The organism is Phaeobacter gallaeciensis DSM 26640 (assembly GCF_000511385.1).
GTDB classification, from domain to species: domain Bacteria; phylum Pseudomonadota; class Alphaproteobacteria; order Rhodobacterales; family Rhodobacteraceae; genus Phaeobacter; species Phaeobacter gallaeciensis.
On the sequence record NC_023137.1, the window covers coordinates 1,926,232 to 1,944,557 of the forward strand.

At 60.0% G+C, this 18,326-nt stretch carries 16 protein-coding genes; 10 read left to right on the forward strand and 6 right to left on the reverse strand.

Annotated elements, in window-relative coordinates; all coding sequences use genetic code 11:
* Positions 1 to 69: 69 nt before the first annotated feature.
* The 4 genes from GAL_RS09275 (at position 70) to GAL_RS09290 (ending at position 2,419) form a co-directional block, all read left to right on the forward strand.
* Positions 70 to 903 carry an arsenate reductase/protein-tyrosine-phosphatase family protein gene (locus GAL_RS09275; RefSeq protein WP_024097326.1) on the forward strand — a complete coding sequence of 278 codons (834 nt, stop codon included), beginning with the start codon at positions 70 to 72 and terminating at the stop codon, positions 901 to 903.
* A gap of 20 nt (positions 904 to 923) precedes the next feature.
* Positions 924 to 1,400, forward strand: a complete 477-nt coding sequence (locus GAL_RS09280; RefSeq protein ID WP_024097327.1) for an arsenate reductase ArsC — start codon at positions 924 to 926, stop codon at positions 1,398 to 1,400.
* Positions 1,397 to 2,053 carry an aquaporin gene (locus GAL_RS09285; RefSeq protein WP_024097328.1) on the forward strand — a complete coding sequence of 219 codons (657 nt, stop codon included), beginning with the start codon at positions 1,397 to 1,399 and terminating at the stop codon, positions 2,051 to 2,053. The genes GAL_RS09280 and GAL_RS09285 overlap by 4 nt, the downstream gene beginning before the upstream one ends.
* A 135-nt stretch (positions 2,054 to 2,188) precedes the next feature.
* Entirely contained in the window at positions 2,189 to 2,419 is a 231-nt protein-coding gene (locus tag GAL_RS09290) for a hypothetical protein (RefSeq protein WP_014874610.1), read from the forward strand.
* 148 nt (positions 2,420 to 2,567) lie between these two features.
* Here the strand turns inward: GAL_RS09290 and GAL_RS09295 are convergent, their stop codons facing one another.
* A complete protein-coding gene (locus GAL_RS09295; RefSeq protein WP_024097329.1) occupies positions 2,568 to 3,191 on the reverse strand; it encodes a helix-turn-helix domain-containing protein in 624 nt (207 codons plus the stop codon).
* A 65-nt stretch (positions 3,192 to 3,256) separates the two neighbouring features.
* Here GAL_RS09295 and GAL_RS09300 point away from each other — a divergent pair, with 65 nt between their 5' ends.
* The 3 genes from GAL_RS09300 (at position 3,257) to GAL_RS09310 (ending at position 6,969) form a co-directional block, all read left to right on the forward strand.
* On the forward strand, positions 3,257 to 4,864 hold the full coding sequence (locus tag GAL_RS09300; protein ID WP_024097330.1) for a class I adenylate-forming enzyme family protein: 1,608 nt from the start codon (positions 3,257 to 3,259) through the stop codon (positions 4,862 to 4,864).
* The gene (locus GAL_RS09305) at positions 4,861 to 5,532 is read left to right on the forward strand and encodes a DsbA family oxidoreductase (protein WP_024097331.1); all 672 of its coding nucleotides are present in this window, start codon (positions 4,861 to 4,863) and stop codon (positions 5,530 to 5,532) included. The genes GAL_RS09300 and GAL_RS09305 overlap by 4 nt, the downstream gene beginning before the upstream one ends.
* A gap of 213 nt (positions 5,533 to 5,745) precedes the next feature.
* Positions 5,746 to 6,969, forward strand: a complete 1,224-nt coding sequence (locus GAL_RS09310; protein WP_024097332.1) for an MFS transporter — start codon at positions 5,746 to 5,748, stop codon at positions 6,967 to 6,969.
* 80 nt (positions 6,970 to 7,049) lie between these two features.
* Here the strand turns inward: GAL_RS09310 and mfd are convergent, their stop codons facing one another.
* Together mfd and GAL_RS09320 are read right to left on the reverse strand one after the other, a co-directional pair.
* The gene (gene mfd, locus GAL_RS09315) at positions 7,050 to 10,517 is read right to left on the reverse strand and encodes a transcription-repair coupling factor (RefSeq protein WP_024097333.1); all 3,468 of its coding nucleotides are present in this window, start codon (positions 10,515 to 10,517) and stop codon (positions 7,050 to 7,052) included.
* Between the two features lie 34 nt (positions 10,518 to 10,551).
* Entirely contained in the window at positions 10,552 to 11,076 is a 525-nt protein-coding gene (locus tag GAL_RS09320) for a hypothetical protein (protein WP_024097334.1), read from the reverse strand.
* 198 nt (positions 11,077 to 11,274) lie between these two features.
* Here GAL_RS09320 and hemB point away from each other — a divergent pair, with 198 nt between their 5' ends.
* Both hemB and GAL_RS09335 read left to right on the forward strand, forming a co-directional pair.
* Positions 11,275 to 12,273 (forward strand): porphobilinogen synthase, encoded by a 999-nt coding sequence (gene hemB / locus GAL_RS09325; RefSeq protein ID WP_024097335.1) that lies wholly within the window; start codon positions 11,275 to 11,277, stop codon positions 12,271 to 12,273.
* Between the two features lie 210 nt (positions 12,274 to 12,483).
* Complete coding sequence (locus GAL_RS09335; RefSeq protein ID WP_024097336.1) at positions 12,484 to 13,059, forward strand: lipid-binding SYLF domain-containing protein; 576 nt, start codon at positions 12,484 to 12,486, stop codon at positions 13,057 to 13,059.
* A gap of 111 nt (positions 13,060 to 13,170) precedes the next feature.
* Here the strand turns inward: GAL_RS09335 and GAL_RS09340 are convergent, their stop codons facing one another.
* The gene (locus tag GAL_RS09340) at positions 13,171 to 14,043 is read right to left on the reverse strand and encodes an NAD(P)-dependent oxidoreductase (RefSeq protein ID WP_024097337.1); all 873 of its coding nucleotides are present in this window, start codon (positions 14,041 to 14,043) and stop codon (positions 13,171 to 13,173) included.
* A 136-nt stretch (positions 14,044 to 14,179) separates the two neighbouring features.
* Here GAL_RS09340 and GAL_RS09345 point away from each other — a divergent pair, with 136 nt between their 5' ends.
* Positions 14,180 to 16,669 (forward strand): penicillin acylase family protein, encoded by a 2,490-nt coding sequence (locus GAL_RS09345; RefSeq protein ID WP_024097338.1) that lies wholly within the window; start codon positions 14,180 to 14,182, stop codon positions 16,667 to 16,669.
* 97 nt (positions 16,670 to 16,766) lie between these two features.
* Here GAL_RS09345 and hflX read toward each other — a convergent pair whose 3' ends face one another.
* Both hflX and hfq read right to left on the reverse strand, forming a co-directional pair.
* A complete protein-coding gene (gene hflX, locus GAL_RS09350; protein WP_024097339.1) occupies positions 16,767 to 18,038 on the reverse strand; it encodes a GTPase HflX in 1,272 nt (423 codons plus the stop codon).
* Entirely contained in the window at positions 18,038 to 18,277 is a 240-nt protein-coding gene (hfq, locus tag GAL_RS09355; protein WP_008204623.1) for an RNA chaperone Hfq, read from the reverse strand. Before hfq ends, hflX begins: the two co-directional genes overlap by 1 nt.
* Between the last annotated feature and the right edge of the window lie 49 nt (positions 18,278 to 18,326).

Here is an 18,326-nt window from a genome sequence, read left to right on the forward strand (position 1 = left end):
CGGGGCCGGCCTTTTCGTGGCCAGATCTGATCATTGACTCCAAGCTATTCATTCTGTTATTCATGAATTATGGAAATAGAAATAACATCGCAACTTGCTGCGTTAGCTCACCCAAATCGGCTGGCACTGTTCCGCCTGCTGATGCGCCGCTATCCTGATGCTGTTCCCGCTGGTGAGATCGCCGGTGCCTTAGCACAGAAGGCCAACACTGTTTCCAGTTACCTCTCAACGCTCAGCTCCGCCGGCTTGATCCGCGCGGAGCGGCAAGGCACGTCGCTGCTCTACCGCGCGCAATTAGACGGGTTGCGAAGTCTGTTCGACGATCTGTTGTCTGACTACTGCCACAATCGTCCGGATATTTGCCCACTAGGCGTGGCGCAAAACCCTTTGCTGCCCGGCCACGACCGCCCCCTCAATGTACTGTTCATCTGCACCGGAAACTCCGCCCGTTCCATCATGGCCGAGGCAATCCTGCAGCGGGAGGGCGATGGACGGTTTCACGCCTATTCTGCAGGCAGTCACCCCTCTCCCGCGCCACGTCCGGAGGTTCTGAGCCTGTTGCGCGCAAACGGACATGAGACCGGCGGGCTTCGCTCAAAGGATCTTAGCGAATTTTCTGGAGATGATGCACCGCCAATGGATTTCATCTTCACCGTTTGCGACCACGCCGCAAATGAAAACTGTCCAAGCTGGCCCGGCCAACCCATGAGCGCTCATTGGGGGCTTCCCGATCCCGTCAAAGCCAAAGGACGAGAGGCCGAAAGACGTCTGGCATATCAACAGACCTATGAGGCGCTGCGCAACCGCATCCGTAACTTTGCCGCGCTCCCCTATGAAACACTTGACCGAATATCATTGCAGCACCGGCTGGATGACATCGGCCGTCATACATCCTCTGAATAACCATCAAACGAGTTCATTAAATGAATATTCTGGTCCTGTGCACTGGCAACTCAGCGCGCTCTATCCTGCTGGAAACTCTCTTGAATAACCATGGAAACGGGCGCGTCAAAGCCTATTCCGCAGGCTCCAAACCGGTTGGGGCTGTTCACCCGCAGTCGCTCGCACTTCTGGCAGAGAAAGGCCACGACACCAGCGCTGTACGGTCTAAAAGTTGGGATGAATTTGCCACCGAGGGCGCACCTCAGATGGATCTGGTGATCACCGTATGTGCCTCCGCCGCGGGCGAAACCTGCCCGATCTGGCCCGGCACCCCGTTGCGCGCCCACTGGGGTGTCGAAGATCCGGCGGCAGCCGCGAAGCCTGACTGGGATGCGGCCTTTCGCCTTGCCTATGACCGGCTGGAGCGACGCGCGCAGGCGTTTCTGGACCTGCCACTAGAAGACCGCGATACCGACACACTACGCCAAGACCTGATCCGGATCGGAGAGCTGCCATGACCACGCAAAAACTGATCGCCGAAGCACTCGGTACAGGTTTTCTGCTGATCGGCGTTGTGGGGTCGGGCATCATGGCCGAAGCCCTGTCAGGTGGAAACATCGCCTTGGCGCTGTTGGCCAATGCGGTGGCGACGGGCGCCATGCTCTATGTGATCATCACGACGCTGGGGCCGATCTCAGGCGCACATTTCAACCCGGCAGTCACGCTGGCCTTTGCATTGCGCGGCGATCACAGCTGGGCTGCGGTACCGCCCTATGTGGCCGCGCAGATCATCGGCGGCATCCTCGGCGTCTGGGCCAGCCATGTGATGTTTGATCTGACCATTCTGCAGACCTCGACCACCATGCACCGGACCGGGGGCGCCCAATGGTTCTCGGAAATCCTCGCAACCTTTGGTCTGTTGTTTGTGATCTTTGGCGGGCTACGCTCCCGTCCTGAGGCTGTTCCTGCCCTTGTCGCCTTTTATATCACCGGGGCCTACTGGTTCACTGCGTCGACCAGTTTTGCCAATCCCGCGGTGACCATTGCGCGCGGGTTCAGCGATACATTTGCGGGCATCTACCCCGGCCATATTCTGATGTTCATTGTCATGCAGTTCATCGGTGTTGGTCTGGCGCATCTGATCCTGCCGCGCCTATTTCGACCCGATTGACTGCGGCCCGACACAGGAGAAATCTCAACCGGACGCCAGGGCCGGGGGCGCTCAGCGTGACGCAGACTTTCTTTTTTTGCAAAAAATGCTAGCATCAATATCCACGCGCAATTCTGACCCGGAGGGAGCCCCCCCATGCCTGTTCAAACAGCCCGCGCCAGCTGGTTCGACAGGATGCCCCGTCTCAAGCAACGGTTTCCGCATCTGCAGACCCGCTCGGCCCCATCCCTGTTCGACGACAAGGATAAGTTTGTCGCCTATCTTGCCCGGACCCATCATCTGACGCTGACCGAGGCCCGCGAGGAAGTGGATGATTTCCTTTATACAGAGAGCCTCCACCGGGAACTGGAGCATCAGCTAAACTGATCATAGGTATCTCTACCACGGTCCTTCCTTCGTTAAGGAGGGCCTTTAGCGATTTCAGAACGATGGTAGGTCGAAAACTGCCCCGTTACGGGCTGTGACTTCGCAGCTAACATTGGACCATAAGAGCTGTCTCGCAAGGCGACCCCCCTCATGACAGGGACGTCACCCAGAGAATGGTCGCATCTTCATCGCTCAGCGAGATCACATTATGCCCCATGGCGGCGTCGTAATAGGCACTGTCGCCACGCCGCATTTCGATCGGTTCGTAGAACTCGGTATAAAGCCGTACCACCCCCGTCAGCACGTAGAGGAATTCCTCACCGTCATGACGCACCCAGCCCTCAAATTCATCCATCGACCTGGCCCGAACGCGGGCGCGATAGGGCAACATCTGTTTGCGCGTCAGGCTGTCAGCCAGAAGTTCATGCTCATAGGTCGTGGTGGCATGGGCAGACCCTTGCCCGGTCTTGGTCACCGTCAGCCGACCATTGACCTGATCCCGTTGCGGCTGGGTAAACAGCTGCGGAACCGAGATCTGCAGCCCCACTGCCAGCTTCTTCAACGCCTCGTAAGTCGGTGACATCTGGCCATTTTCAATCTTTGACAGGGTCGAACGCGCAAGGCCTGCCTGATTGGCAGCATGTTCCAGCGTCCAGTCTCGCGCCTTGCGCAACTCGCGCACCCGAGCGCCCAGATCCAGTGGCTCGGTTTCGGCAGCCTCACCCGATGCACGGGCAATAGTGATAAGCGATTTGGGATCACGAGCGGTCATGCTTTTTCCTATAGGGCGGGGCGCGCCATCTTGCAACGCGTGGTTTGCCCAGTTAGCCAATCAACATGCAATCTGTGTCTGACAGCGGGCTCTTCCCGCCCTGCCCCGCGCCGTTCAATCTGGCCGACCATGTGCTCTACCAGCGCGCACCTGGCTGTACCGCCGATGTGGAGGCGCTGGCGCTTTGCGTGCTTGCGCCGCATGTTCAGCCCAATGACGCGACGCCAGACGATCTGAGGGAGCCACAATCACGGGAGCTGACCTATGGCGCCCTGCGCGCTGCGGTACGTGGGGTCGGTACGGGCCTGCTTGCACAGGGGCTGACCCCCGGTGACCGGGTGCTGCTGCGCCTCGGCAATACGCCGATTTTTCCGATTGCCTATCTGGCCGCGATTGCTGTCGGGCTGGTGCCGGTTCCCACCTCCGCGCAGCTGACCGAGCCTGAGGTGGCACGCATCATAGATGACCTGTCGCCCGCTGCCATCCTGCGCGATCCCGGGATCGCCTCAGCACCACACCCACGCGAGATTGAGCGCGACTCACTTGAGGCCATGCAGCGCTCCGCACCGCCGGAAAACCAGTTTCAAATGCAGCTCGGCGATCCTGATCGACCGGCCTATATCGTCTACACCTCCGGAACCGGCGGAAATCCGCGCGCAGTGGTACATGCTCACCGGGCGATCTGGGCGCGCCAAATGATGATCCGTCATTGGTATGATCTGCGCCCCACAGATCGCCTCCTCCATGCCGGTGCGTTCAACTGGACCTTCACGCTGGGCACCGGGCTGATGGACCCCTGGAGCCTCGGCGCAACCGCACTCATCCCCGAAGACGGCACCCCAATCGCTGCGCTACCCGACCTCTTGCGGCAGTATGATGCCAGCCTCTTTGCCGCAGCGCCCGGCGTCTATCGCAAACTGCTGCAACAGGATCAGACACTCCACCTGCCCGCTCTGCGCTACGGTCTCTGCGCTGGTGAGAAACTCTCCAGCCAGGTGGCGCGGGATTGGCGGACAGCCACCGGTACCGCGCTCTATGAGGCCTTTGGCATGTCGGAATGTTCGACCTTCATCTCGGCCGATCCGGCGCGCCGCCGTGACCCTGAGCAAACAGGCGACACACTGGGCTGGCCGCAGCCGGGACGCCGGTTGGCGATCCTTGATTCCGACGGCAGTCCGGTGCCGCGCAACACCTCCGGCGTCATCGCCATTGATCGCCGCGACCCGGGGTTGATGCTCGGCTATTACAACGCCGCAACCGCCACTGAGGATCGCTATCAGGGGGCGTGGTTTCTAACCGGTGATCTCGGTGAGATGACCGAGGATGGTCAGATCCGCTATCTTGGCCGCAACGACGACATGATGAATGCAGGCGGCTATCGCGTCTCCCCGCTTGAGGTGGAAGCAGCGTTGGCAACCCACCCCGATCTGGAGCAGGTGGCGGTCGCCTCTGTCGAGGTGAAACCCGATACCCATATCATTGTCGCTTTCTATACCAGTGCCAAAGACGTGACCGATGAGGCGCTTTCGGCTTTTGCCAAGGACCGGCTGGCGCGCTACAAACAGCCGCGCGCTTATTTGCGTCTCGACGCGCTGCCCAGTGGTGCCAATGGCAAACTGCTGCGCCGCGCCCTGCCCGATTGCTACATCCGACACCAAAGGACCCCGTCATGAGCCTTGTAAAGCTTGATATCCTGTCCGATCCGATCTGCCCCTGGTGCTATATCGGCAAAACCCATCTGGACAAGGCGCTGGCCGAGGTCGGCGATCACCCGTTTGTCATTGAATGGCACCCGTTCCAGCTCAACCCCGATATGCCGCGCGATGGCATGGACCGGCGCAGCTATCTGGAAGCGAAATTCGGCGGCAAGGACGGCGCAGTAAAAGCCTATGCCCCGGTTGTCGAACACGCCAGCGCCGCCGGGCTTGAGATCAATTTCGAAGCCATGAAGCGCACGCCGAACACGCTGGACGCGCACCGCCTGATCCACTGGGCCGGGATTGAGGGCAAGCAAAGCGCAGTGGTCGATGCGCTGTTTGATGCCTATTTCGTGCAGGCCAAGGATATTGGCGACGCGGAGATCCTCGCCGATATTGCGGAGGCTGCGGGAATGGACCGCGCCGTTACTCTGCGGCTGTTGTCAGGCGACACCGACGCCGAGGAAATCCGCAACCGTGATGCCCATTCGCGCAAGATGGGCGTCACATCGGTGCCAACATTTGTGGTCGCGAACCAACACGCGGTTCCAGGTGCCCAGCAACCGGAACTCTGGAAACAGGTGATTGCCGACATCCAGAGACAGCTGCAGGAAGGTGACGTGGCCGAGACCGACAAAGCCTGAACGCGCGCCTCAGTACGCCTAGCCTTATATTGAAAGTCTGGATCTGCGGCACAGAGCAGTCAGACCTTTGCGGCAGGACCAGACACAAAGATGCACATGAATCTGTGCGTCTAGGCTGCTGGTCCAATCCCGAGAGATATGTTAGCGCGGACAGAGCGCCGCCCAGACAGTACCCGATTACCGGGGCTCCTGATGTGTCGCCTGAGGTTTCAAATGACAAAAGATATACAGATCAGCATGTCCAAAGCTGAGTTCATTGCCCTGATTGCGATGATGTTCGCAACTGTTGCATTTTCCATCGACGCGATGCTGCCTGCGCTGCCTGAAATAGGTCAGACGCTCAGCTCCGACAACCCCAACCGCGCACAGCTGGTCATTGCGACCTTTGCGCTTGGCATGGGGGTCGGCACGTTTTTTACCGGGCCGCTCTCCGACGCCTTTGGCCGCCGGTCGGTCATTTTTGCCGCTGCGGGCCTTTATATCGCAGCTGCGCTGGTGGCCTATGCCAGCTCCTCCATCGAAATGCTGCTATTGAGCCGTGTGGTGATGGGGCTTGGTGCTGCCGGACCGCGCGTCGTGGCACTGGCGATTGTGCGCGACCTCTATTCTGGCCGCGAAATGGCTAGGATGATGTCTATCGCCATGCTGATTTTCACCCTCGTGCCAGCCATCGCTCCGATGATGGGCGCAGGCATTATCCTGCTGACCAGCTGGCGCGGCATCTTCCTGGCCTTTGCGCTGTTTGCCGTCGTCATCGTCCTCTGGATGGGGCTGCGCTTGCCTGAACCATTGCCGATCGAGAACCGCCGCCCGTTCCGCCTGCCAAGCCTCCTTGCAGCTGTGCTTGAGATGTTTCGACATCCGACCGTACGGCTGTCGATGATAGTACAATGCCTGTGTCTGGCGATGCTATTTTGCATGATCACGCTGGTGCAGCCGATCTATGATGTGGTCTTTGATCGCGCTGCCAGCTTTCCGTTCTGGTTTGGCTTCATTGCCATCATGTCAGGCAGCAGCAGCCTGATCAACGCGTCGCTTGTGGTCCGCTTGGGCATGCGGCGCATGGTGACATGGGCGCTGGCCGGACAAATCATCTTCTCCACGCTGATGCTGGGCCTTGAGGTGCTGCCGCTCTCCCGTGATCTTATGTTTGCGTTGTTCGTGGCCTGGCAGACCAGCGTGTTTTTCATGGCCGGTCTGACGCTTGGCAACCTCAATGCAATGGCGATGGAGCCGATGGGCCATATCGCAGGCATGGCCGCCTCCATCGTCGGCGGTGTGTCCACGGTGTTCGCCGCCGCAGCTGCCGCGACGGTGGGGCTGCTGTTTGATGGCTCCATTGCGCCACTCACCGGTGCGATCCTGCTGATGGTGGTCGCAGGCTACGCAACCATGCTTCATATGGCACGGGTCGAAAACCGGGTGGCGGCGGAATAACCCCCCGACATATCGCGATACAAAACAAAGCCCCTCCAAGCAGTTGGAGGGGCTTTTTCATGTCCAGCGCGTCAGCTTGTTCAACCAGATTTCGCCTTTGCCTTGGCTTTCTTCTTTTCGGCAACAACCTTCTCAGCCAGATCCCGCGCGATGGCGAAGGCACCTTTGATCTTGTCGCTGTCTTTCTTCCAATCCCGGCGCACGACAATCTTGTTGTCCTTCACCTTGGCCAGACCATCCTGCGCCTGAATGAACTCCACAAGCCCCTGAGGCGAGGCGAATTTATCATTGTGGAACTGAATGGTTGCGCCTTTTGGTCCACCGTCCAACTTGGCAATCCCGGCCCGTTTGCACATCGCCTTGATCCGCACCACCAGCATCAAAGTGTTGACCTCTTTGGGCAGCGGCCCAAAACGGTCGATCAGTTCTGCGGCAAAACCTTCCAGCTCCACCTTGGTGCTCAGATCCGAGAGCCGACGATAAAGACCCAGACGCACATCCAGATCCGGCACGTAATTCTCCGGGATCAACACTGGTACGCCAAGGTTGATCTGCGGCGCCCATTGGTCATCGCCACCGGTCAGGCCTTCAAGTTCACCGGATTTGATCTTAGCAATCGCCTCTTCCAGCATGGATTGATAAAGCTCATAGCCCACATCACGCATCTGGCCGGATTGCTCTTCACCAAGGAGATTGCCCGCGCCGCGAATATCCAGGTCCTGCGAAGCCAGCGAGAACCCCGCCCCCAGCGTATCCAGCGATCCCAGAACCCGCAGGCGTTTTTCCGCGCCGGGCGTCAGGCGCACACGGGGCTTGGTGGTGAGATAGGCATAAGCGCGCGTCTTTGACCGCCCCACGCGGCCGCGGATCTGATAAAGCTGCGCCAGACCAAACATATCGGCCCGATGCACCACCATCGTGTTGGCAGTTGGAATATCCAAACCGGATTCGACAATTGTTGTCGCCAGCAGCACGTCGAATTTACCATCGTAAAAGGCATTCATCCGGTCATCCAGATCACCCGCCGCCAATTGACCATGCGCCACGACATAAGACAGCTCCGGCAACTGCTCCTTCAAAAAAGCTTCAACGTCCGGCAGATCGGTGATGCGCGGCACCACATAGAAACTCTGCCCACCGCGATAGTGCTCTCGCAGCAGCGCTTCGCGGATGGTGACGGCATCGAACTCGCTCACATATGTGCGGATGGCCAGACGGTCCACCGGCGGGGTGCCGATGATGGAGAGATCGCGCACGCCAGTCAGGCTCAATTGCAGCGTTCGCGGGATCGGCGTTGCGGTCAGCGTCAGCACGTGGATGTCACTGCGCATCTGCTTTAGCCGCTCTTTATGGGCGACACCGAAATGCTGTTCCTCGTCGATGATCAGCAGGCCGAGGTTCTGGAACCGCACGGATTTTGCCAGCAAAGCATGGGTGCCGACGACAATATCAACGGTGCCTTTGGCCATACCCTCGCGGGTTTTGGCGGCGTCCTTTGCAGTAACAAACCGCGACAACTGCCTGACTTCCAAAGGAAACCCGCGAAACCGCTGCGCGAAGGCCGCCGCATGCTGGCGCGCCAGCAACGTGGTGGGCGCAACAATCGCCACCTGCACACCGGACATCGCCGCAATGAAGGCCGCGCGCATCGCAACCTCGGTCTTGCCGAAGCCGACATCGCCGCAGATCAACCGGTCCATGGGAGAGCCGGATTGAAGATCTTCCATCACTTCGCCAATCGCGCGCAGCTGATCATCGGTTTCCTGATAGGGGAAGCGGGCGGAGAACTCTTCCCAGGCATGCGGCGGCGGATCCATCATCGGCGCCTTGCGCAACGCGCGCTCCGCTGCGACCCGGATCAGACGATCCGCCATCTCGCGGATCCGTTCCTTCAGCTTGGCCTTCTTCGCTTGCCACGCCCCGCCTCCTAGCCGATCCAGCAGCCCCTCGTCATGACCGTATTTCGACAGGAGCTCGATATTCTCAACCGGCAGGTACAGCTTCGACTGCTCTGCATATTCCAGCAGAATGCACTCATGCGCAGCGCCTGCGGCGGTGACAACTTCAAGCCCCTTATAGCGACCTATCCCATGGTCCACATGCACCACCAGATCGCCAGGGCTGAGGGATTGTGTCTCGGTCAGGAAATTCTCTGCCTTGCGGCGTTTCTTTGGCGCGCGGATCAGCCGGTCCCCCAGCACATCCTGTTCGGAAATCACCGTCAGATCATCGGTCTCAAACCCATGTTCCAGCGCCCAGACCGCCAAATGCAGACCGGATTTGCCAATTCGGGTGCCGTCGTTGATCGCGATAACCTCCGACAGACCTTCGTCCTCGATCAACCCGGTCAAACGCTCCCGCGCACCCTCGGAATAGGAGGCGACCACAACCGGTCCCACCTGCATCCGCGCTTTAATATGATCCGCCAATGTTTTGAAAAGGCTGACACTCTCCAACTGTCGCTCAGGGGAGAAGTTGCGACCAATCCGGCCACCAGCATCAATCACCCCAGGTCCGCTGGCCTGCGGCAGCGGATGGAACTGGATCACCCGATGATCCTCAATTGCCGCCTCCCAAGACGCATCATCAAGATAAAGCAGACCCGGCGGCACAGGTTTGTAGACCGTGTCCATCCGCCCCTTTTGTGCCATCGCAATCTTGCGGGTCTCATATTGGTCCACGATGCTGTCCCAGCGGGCCAATCGGGCGGGTGTCACCTGATCGTCCAACGTTACCGTTGCACTCGGCAGGTAATCAAACAGGGTCTCCAGCCGATCATGGAAAAACGGCAACCAATGTTCGATCCCTTGGTATTTCCGCCCTGCAGACACCGCCTCATAGAGCGGATCATCCGTGCCCGCCGCACCAAACTCGATCCGGTAATTCTGCCGAAACCTGGTTACAGCGGCCTCATCAAGGATCACCTCGGAAACTGGCGCCAGCTCGACAATCGACAGCTTCTCCGTAGTCCGCTGGGTCGCTGGATCAAAACGGCGCGCCCCATCCAGCACATCGCCAAAGAGATCCAGCCGCACCGGGCCGCTCTGCCCGGGAGGAAAGATATCAATGATCCCGCCCCGCACCGCAAAATCCCCCGGCTCCATCACCGTCGGGCTCTTGGTGAAGCCCATGCGCGTCAGGTAGCCCCGCAGGGCCTCCTCATCGATGCGCCGATCCACCTCGGCAACAAAGGCGGCATCCTTCAGAACCTGTCTGGCAGGAACCCGCTGGGTCGCAGCATTCAGCGTGGTCAGCAGCACAAACTGCCCCGGCATCTGATGCACCAGCGCCGCCAGCGTGGCCATCCGCGCCGCAGCAATGTCCGCATTGGGCGACACCCGGTCATAGGGCAGGCAATCCCAGCCCGGAAAACTGATGACGGGCATATCTGGCGCGAAGAAAGCCAGCGCCGCCCGCGTTGCCTCCATCCGCTTGTCATCGCGCGCAACATGCACCACCGGCGCATTGCTGCTGGCGGCTTCCTTCAGGATCAGCCGCGCATCAAAGCCTTCTGGTGCGCCGCCTGCGGTGATTGCCCGTTGCGCCATCTCTGTCTCTCTTTCGTCGTCTGCCCGCAGGCAATTAGCCTAGGAACCCGATCTGCAGGTTCTGATACATGCCCCAAAGCGCGGTCACAAAGATCGCGACCATACCCACCAGCTGAATGAACAACCGGGTAATGGTCAGTTGCCGGGCCAGGGCTTCCCCCGCCAGCCCCTCACGATTGATCCGGCGCGCCGAGTTCCAGTTAATTAGGCCAACAATTGCCATGGGAAAGGCCAGAAGAAACACCGCTTGGGCAAATTCCACCCCGTAGTAGAATCCCAGCATCCCCAGCATCGCGAGCACAAAGCAGGTCATCCCCAGAACCCAATGGCCCGACACCTCAGTAATATACAACATCCGGTTCACATTGACGCGGGTGATGGCCTCCAGATCCAGCGCCGCCTGCCCGCCCTGCTTGCGCGCGCGGTAAACCATATCAAACGGCACTCCCATCACCCAATGGCTGGCGGAGGACCAGACTACGGCCAGCGCGATCCAGTACCACAGGTTGGAAAAGGACCGCAGATCAATCAGCTCGGTCAAGGTATGAAACAGATCCACTGCGCGGCCCTTCTCTCGTCCAGTCGTTGCGCCCCTATATCCCTCGCGCGGCACTCTGGCACAAGGGGTGGTCCCACTGGCCACAGGATAGGCAGGCTGGCGCGGCGAATCTGTCACTTGTCGCCGCCGCCATTCCATGCGACCCAAGGGATAAACTGCGACCGCTTGCCGGATTGCACCCTGATCTGCGAGGACCCGATGAAGCCGACCGTCGCCCCTTTTCCCGCTGCCCGCCCGCGTCGTTTGCGCAGCGCCCCTGCCCTGCGTAATCTGGTGCGCGAGACCACACTGACCAGCGATGATCTGATCTGGCCGGTGTTTGTACGCGATGGCGACGGGATCGAGGAGCCGATCCCCTCCATGCCCGGCGTTACCCGGCGCAGCATTGACAAGGTGGTGGAGGCCGCGATTGAGGCGCAGGCGCTTGGCATCCCGGCGATCTGCCTGTTTCCCTATACCGACCCCAGTCTCAAAACCGAGGATTGCGCCGAGGCCTGGAGCCCGGACAATCTGGTCAACCGTGCCATCCGTGCCATTAAATCCGCCGCGCCGGATATTGCCGTGATGACCGATGTGGCGCTGGATCCTTATAATATCAATGGTCACGACGGCTATGTGGTTGAGGGTGAGATCATCAATGACGAGACGGTCGAGGCGCTGGTCAAAATGACCGTGGCCCAGGCCGACTCAGGCGCGGATATCATCGGTCCCTCCGATATGATGGATGGCCGGATCGGAGCCATGCGACGCGCGCTGGAGGCCGCAGGCCACCGCAATGTCACTATCCTCTCTTATGCCGCGAAATACGCCTCTGCCTATTATGGCCCGTTCCGCGACGCCGTCGGTGCCTCCGGAGCGCTCAAGGGAGACAAGAAAACCTATCAGATGGACCCCGGCAATACCGATGAGGCCCTGCGCATGATCGAACGCGATCTGGCTGAAGGCGCCGATATGGTGATGATCAAACCCGGTCTTGCCTATCTCGACATCTGCCAGCGGGTGAAATCCACTTTTGGCGCACCTACGTTTGCCTATCAGGTTTCCGGCGAATACGCGATGATCGAGGCCGCCGCCCAAAACGGCTGGATCGACGGCGAGCGCATCATGATGGAGAGTCTCATGGCCTTCAAACGCGCAGGCTGTGATGGGGTGTTGACCTATTACGCACCCGCAGCTGCACGACTGTTGAATGGCTAGGTGACATAGGCGGTACCGCCGGACCCGCGGCGTGAATGATCGCGCAAAATTGCCGGCAGGAAGCCGCTGATTGCGCCTGTCTCAGTGATGACAGGCGGCAGCTTTCCGCGTATACCTTGCCGCAGAGCCAGAAAACTGGCCACAATTGAACAGTGACAGGCCGAGACGACAGCCCCGCGCGGCCCCGGCCCCAGATAACAGGCAAACAAGATGAGCAGTTCTAATTCTTCCCGTTTGACCCGGCGTGGCTTTGCGCTTGGCACGCTGGCTGGTGCTGGTGTCACCGCCGCATGTGGCAATGGTATCGGAAACAGCAACGCCTCCACCATCGATGCCCGCGTCGATGCAACCCTGAGCCAGATGTACAGCCAGTACCCCGGCGCTGTCACCCTGGCTGAGAAATCAACCGGCATGCTGGTGATGCCGCTGGTGACAGAGGCTGGCTTCTTCGTTGGCGGTGCCTTTGGTCGTGGCGCCCTGCGCATTGATGGCGTGACGGTCGACTATTATTCCACGGTAAAGGGCAACGCAGGTCTGCAGATCGGCGCCCAGCAATATGCCCATGTGCTGTTCTTCATGACACAGGACGCACTCTCCAACTTCCGCCGCTCCTCCGGCTGGGCCGCTGGCGCCGATCTGGAGTATGTCATCCGCGACGAGGGCGACTCGTTGGCCGCTGACACCAATACGCTGAACAGCCCGGTTCTTGCCGCTGTCTTCGGTCAGGCGGGCCTGCGCCTGGGGGCCACGCTGGAAGGAACCAAATATACCCGGATCATCCCCTGATCCGCCCTGGCTGCGTGCGGTAATATCCGACTTATCTTCTGGCTGAAAATATCCCCGCCGGAGGCTATGGCCTTTCCAATTGGAAAGGCCATTGTTATTTCTCGCTTCTGCTTACTCAAACGCCTTCAAACGTTTGAACAGGCTGGAAGTATCCCAGCGCCCGCCGCCCAGTTTCTGCACATCCTTGTAGAACTGATCGACCAGTGCGGTCACCGGCAGACTGGCGCCCGTCTCCTCCGCCGCATCAAGGCAGATGCCCAGATCCTTGCGCATCCAGTCAACCGCAAACCCGTGCTCAAAATGGTCATCCAGCATCGTCTCATGCCGGTTGCTCATCTGCCAGCTTCCCGCAGCGCCTTGGCTGATCACCTCGACGACCGCGCGGCCATCCAGCCCGGCCTTGTCTGCAAAATGCAGGGCCTCGCTGAGCCCCTGAACCAACCCGGCAATCGCAATCTGATTGCACATCTTGGTCATCTGACCGGCGCCGCTTTCGCCGATCCGGCGGCAGATCCGTGCGTAAGCTGCGATAATCGGCTCGGCCTTGTCATAGGCCGCCTGATCACCGCCGCACATAACTGAGAGTACACCATTCTCAGCCCCGGCCTGACCGCCGGAAATCGGCGCATCAACGAAGGACAGCCCCAGATCCACAGCGGCGGTGTTCAATTCGCGGGTCACCTTCGCCGACACCGTTGTGTGGTCCACGAAAACCGCGCCCGCAGCCATGTCAGCAAAGGCGCCAGTGTCGCCGAGGCACACGCTGCGCAAATCATCGTCATTGCCGACGCAGGCCATCACGAACTCCGCGCCCGCCACCGCCTCGCGCGGTGTCGCAGCGGCGGCGCCTTCATGCTCCTTTGCCCAGGCTTCCGCCTTTGCTGCGGTGCGGTTGTAGACGGTCACCTCATGTCCAGCCGCAGCCAGATGACCCGCCATCGGATAGCCCATCACTCCCAAACCCAAGAATGCAACCTTCGCCATCTGCTTTCCCCCTGAAGCGTCTTGTCCTATGTTGGCGCCACCCTAACAGCCGCGCCGCCCGGTGCAATCTGCGAGGGCGAGAAACTGCGCCGTAACCGGGCCAATAACGTCAAAAATCTGAGGAAACGCACCACCGATGGGACTTCTCTTTCGCTGGCTCCTGCGCCTTGCCGCCGCTTTGATTCTACTCCTGGTGATGGGACTTGGCCTGGTCTATTTCCTCGCGGCGCAATCACTACCGGACTACAATAAGGAAATCACCCTTCCCGGCCTGCTCGCGCCGGTGGAGATTGTGCGTGATAACGCCAATGTGCCGCATATCTTCGGCAGCTATGGCGCCAGCGATGAAGACGTCTATTTTGGCCTCGGCTATGCCCATGCGCAGGATCGCCTGTGGCAGATGACCACGATGCGACGTACCGCCATGGGCCGCCTGTCAGAGATCTTCGGCAGCCGCACGGTGCAGGTCGACACGCTGATCCGCCGCCTCGATATCTACCGTCTGGCGCAGCAATCCGTCGCCGCCCAGACCCCCGAAACCATGACCGCACTGCGCGCCTATTCCGCTGGGGTCAACGCACGCCTGCAGGAAATCAACGAGGACGCACTGGGGCGCGGCGCGCCGGAGATGTTCCTCTTTAACGTCCCAATGGCGCCATGGCAGCCTGCTGACAGCATCGCGGTGATGAAGCTGATGGGGCTCAAACTCTCTGGTCATATGCAGGAAGAAATCCTGCGCGCCCGTACCTCTCTGGCGTTGCCCGATTCCGACCGGTTGAAGGATATTCTGCCGGATGCGCCAGGCAACGGCGTTGCCGCGCTGCCGGAATATGCGGCGCTGTTTCCAGACCTGCCGCGCCATGCCGGCGCCAGCACGGACATCAGCCAGACCCTGCCCTTCATGCCCATCGCCCCCCGTGGGCTGGCAGGCGCGTCCAATGCCTGGGCCGCCGCCCCCAGCCGGTCTGCGGCGGGGGGGACCCTGTTGGCCAACGATCCGCATCTGGAGCTGACCGCCCCCGGCGTGTGGTATCTGGCGCGGCTGGAACTGGGCACCGGCGGTGTCATCGGCGCCACCATTCCCGGCATCCCCGCCGTCATCTCCGGCCGTTCGGACCTGCTGGGCTGGGGCGTGACCTCCTCTTATATGGATGATCAGGATCTGTTCATCGAACAACTGAACCCCGACAATGCCGAGGAATACAAAACCGCTGATGGATACAAGCGCTTCACCAGCCGCCCCTCGATCATCAATATCAAGGACGAAACCCCGGTCACCCTAACCCTGCGCTGGACCGACAATGGCCCCGTACTACCGCGATCCCTGTTCGATCTTGCAGCCATTACGCCGCCGGGTCACGTTGTCAGCCTTGGCTGGACGGGCCTCAGCGCCGACGATACCTCCATAAGCGCCGCACTGGAGCTGATGCGTGCGAACTCCGTGGCTCAGGCGATTGAGATCAGCGAAGGCTATATCGCCCCCTCGCAGAACCTGACCCTTGCCGACAAGACAACCATCGCCCTGAAAACTGTCGGCGCCATCCCGCAGCGTGACGCCCGCCATCAGAGCCAGGGCCGGATGCCCAGCCAAGGTTGGCGGAGCGAGAACCAATGGCAGGGCCGCGCGCCTTATGCTGCCAACCCTGAGTTTGTCTCCCCTATCGGAGGCATCCTCGGAAACACCAACAACAAGCTCTTGGACCGCCCGTTCCCCAATCACGTCTCTTACACCTGGGGGGATACTCAGCGGATCAATCGCTGGAAGAAGCTGATGCAGGACCGGCAAGTCCACACTCGTGACAGCTTCATCGAGGCACAGCTGGATACCGTGTCTTATACCGCCCGCACGCTCCTGCCTTTGATCGGTGCCGATCTATGGTTCACAGGTGAGGCCGCCGCCGAAGGCACACGCGAGCGTCAGCGCCAGATCGCCCTGTCTCTGTTGTCAGAGTGGAACGGCGAGATGAACGAACATCTGCCAGAGCCCCTGATCTATGCCGCCTGGGTCCGGGCTTTGCAAAAACGTCTGATCACGGACGACCTTGGGCCGCTGACCGCTGAATTCACGCAAGTAGACCCCCTGTTCCTTGAGCGGGTGTTCCGCAATGTTGAGGGCGCATCGGCCTGGTGCGACATCCGCCAAAGCGCGCCCTCAGAAACCTGTAGCGAACTGGCCCGCCTGGCGCTGGACGATGCGCTGATCTGGATCGAAGAGACCTATGGTAACGCCTTGGAATCATTGCGTTGGGGCGATGCGCATCAGGCGACACAGAACCACGAGGTGCTCGGGGATGTACCGCTGCTGCGGGTATTCGTGAACATCCGCCAGTCCACCAGCGGAGGTGACAATACGCTGCAACGGGGGCGCACGTCTGGTGAAGGGAAACACCCGTTCCGCAATGTGCACGCCGCAGGCTATCGCGGAGTCTATGATTTTGCCGATCCCGACAGTTCTGTCTTCATCATCGCCAGCGGACAATCAGGGCACTTCCTGTCACGCTATTACGACGACATGTCCCAGCTCTGGCGGCGAGGAGAATATATCCCGATGTCACTGGATGAGGATCTGGCCCGTGCGGCCTCCGTTGGTGTCACGCGCCTGATCCCGGCAACCGCCACCGAGTGACCGCAGCAGAGACCGCCCCTAACCGCCTGCCGTAAACCAAAAACCCCGCTACCGAATGGGCTGCGGGGGTTTCTTTATGACCTGTCAGAAACGTTGATTAGAGCGCAGCGAAACGATTTTTCTGGGTCTCGGTCCACAGAACCGTCAATTCGAACCCGGTCTCTGTCTGGGTTTCGCTTTGCACCACATCCTGCTCAAATAGCCAGGCACGCTGTTTTCCTTGCGCAAATGTCAGGGTGATCTCATCCTCATGGCGGACCAAGCGCAGCTTGGCGGTGATATCCGCAAGCAGATCCTCCAGCCCCTCGCCACTGATCGCTGAGATCGCGTGGATACCCTCTTCCCGCTCCGCGCGCTGGCGGCGGGCCTCGGCCTGTTCATCGTCCAGCAGATCCAGCTTGTTCCAGACCTCCAGCCGCGCGCGACTGTCATCCACCCCAAGAGAGGTCAGAATGCTCTCGACATCTGCAGCCTGGTTTTGGGTCTCGTCATGGCTGATGTCGCGTACATGCACGACCACATCCGCGGCCAACACCTCTTCCAGCGTGGCGCGGAAGGCCGCGACCAGCTCTGTCGGCAGATCCGAGATAAAACCAACCGTATCCGACAGGATGATTTCCGGCCCATCAGGCAGCTGCACCCGGCGCATGGTTGGGTCCAAAGTGGCAAAGAGCATATCCTTCGCCATCACCTCAGCCCCGGTCAACCGATTGAACAACGTGGACTTTCCGGCGTTGGTATAGCCGACCAGCGCCACAATCGGATAGGGGACCTTCGCCCGTGCCGCACGATGCAGCGTTCGGGTTTTGACCACCTTGTCCAGCTGACGGCGCAAGCGCACCAGCTGTTCGTCGATGGCACGCCGGTCCGCCTCGATCTGGGTTTCGCCGGGACCACCGACAAAGCCAAGTCCGCCCCGCTGACGCTCCAAGTGGGTCCAGGCCCGCACCAATCGCGTCCGCTGATAGCTGAGCGCCGCCATCTCGACCTGCAGCACGCCTTCACGGGTGCGCGCCCGATCCGAGAAAATCTCAAGGATCAGCCCGGTCCGATCCAGGATCTTGACCTTCCAGGCCTTTTCCAGATTGCGCTGCTGCACCGGTGAGACCGGGCCATCAATCAACACCAGTTCCACCTCTTCATCGTGGAACAGCGTTTTCAACTCATCGATTTTACCCGATCCAAACAACATACCCGCATGCGCCTTAGGCAGGCGCACCACATCGGAACCGATCACCTCAATGTCGGGCAGGGCCTCGGCCAAGGACACGCCCTCCGCAAGGGCGGACACCGGGTCACGGCGGTCGCGGTCTGATTTGATATCGGGATGCACCACCCAAGCACGGGTGGGCGTCCTATCATGCTCCATCAAGAGGCGTCTTCACCTTCATAAAGGCTGATCGGCTGGGCAGGCATGATCGTGGAGATCGCATGTTTGTAAACCAGTTGCGACTGCCCGTCCCGACGCAGCAGGACACAGAAATTGTCAAACCATGTGATCACACCCTGCAACTTTACACCGTTGATCAGAAAGATGGTGACCGGAACCTTGGTTTTACGAACGTGGTTCAGGAAGGCATCCTGAAGATTCTGTCTGTCCGAAGCCATTATTATTATCTCGCCTTTGTTCTTGTCGCGCTGCGGACCAGCGCCCTGT